2 protein-coding genes are annotated in these 1,210 nt (G+C 69.8%); both read left to right on the top strand.

Annotated features, from left to right (window positions below; all coding sequences use genetic code 11):
* Positions 1-725: IS5 family transposase (locus ACGFYV_RS37550; RefSeq protein WP_393883034.1), on the top strand; the 725-nt coding region annotated here is incomplete at its 5' end.
* A complete protein-coding gene (locus ACGFYV_RS37545) occupies positions 722-1,144 on the top strand; it encodes a hypothetical protein (RefSeq protein WP_393883033.1) in 423 nt (140 codons plus the stop codon). The genes ACGFYV_RS37550 and ACGFYV_RS37545, both read left to right, overlap by 4 nt.
* The last annotated feature ends 66 nt before the right edge of the window (positions 1,145-1,210 follow it).

Here is a 1,210-nt window from a genome sequence, read left to right as displayed (position 1 = left end):
ACCGGGGCCGGTACGAGATGCGGGAGATCGTCAACGCGCTCCTCTACCAGGGTCGCACTGGCTGCCAGTGGGACCTGCTTCCGCACGACCTGCCTCCGCGCGGCGCGGTGATGTGCTGCTTCACCAAGTGGCGCGACGACGGCACCGATCAGACCATCCACGACCTGCTGCGCCGGCAGGTGCGGGAGAAGGCGCGGCGGAAGGCGGACCCGAGCCTGGTGGTGCTCGACACCCAGAGCGTGCACGCGGCGGCCGGGGTGCCCTCGGAGTCGACGGGGTGTGATGCGGCAAAAAAAGTACCGGGCCGCAAGCGTGGCCTGGCCGTTGACGTGTTGGGCCTGGTGATCGCGGTGGTGGTGATCGCCGCGTCCGTGCACGACAACGCCGCCGGCATCGCGCTGCTGGACAAGGTCGCCGCCGGCACCGACACCGTGGAGAAGGCCCTGGTCGACCAGGGCTTCAAGAGCGCCGCCGTCGCGCACGGGGAAACGGTGGGCATCGAGGTGGAGATCGTCGAGCGCAACCCGGCTCAGACCGGGTTCGTGCCGATCCCCAAACGGTGGATCGTAAAGCGCGCTTACGGGATCTTGATGCTGCACCGCAGGCTGGTGCGCGACTACGAGCACCTGCCGCGCACTTCGGAGTCGCGGGTGTACTGGGCGATGACCGCGGTGATATTGCGCGGGCCGACCGGGTCCGCCGCTGCGACCTGGCGCAGCGCATGAGTGGCGGGGAGCTGACCCTCGGGGCGGTGCTGGCGCGGCTGGAGGAGCGGGAACGGGAGATCGCCGCACAGGCCGAGGCGATGAGCGAGCAGATCGCACAGCTGACCGCACGGCTGGACGAGCTCGGCCGGACCGTCGAGGAGGTCCGGATCACCCGCAAGACACTGCTGGAGCTGCCCGACCCGCGGCCGCCCGCGCCGCCGGCCCCGAAAGTGCCGGACCGTCCGGCCTACCAGCAGATCATGGCGGTGTTCGCCGCGGCCGACGCGCCACTGCGGGCGCGGCAGGTGTGCGAGGCGATGGACATGGAGATCACGCCCGACAACATCAACAACATCCGCCTGAAGCTGAAGCGGCTGGCCGAGCGCGGAATCCTGGCCGAGACCGAGCAGGGCTTGTTCACCCAACCGCGACCGTAGCCACCCGGCGACATCGCGGCCAGCACGCCCACCCCTCCCGAAAGCGCGAAACGGACATCAACTCAC

It is taken from the genome of Streptomyces sp. NPDC048297 (genome assembly GCF_043201585.1).
GTDB lineage: Bacteria > Actinomycetota > Actinomycetes > Streptomycetales > Streptomycetaceae > Streptomyces.
This window is presented reverse-complemented; position numbering and strand designations above follow the sequence as displayed.

Bases quoted from the DNA above. Each gene is read 5' to 3' on its own strand.
- ACGFYV_RS37545 (WP_393883033.1), top strand. From the start codon at position 722: ATGAGTGGCGGGGAGCTGACCCTCGGGGCGGTGCTGGCGCGGCTGGAG.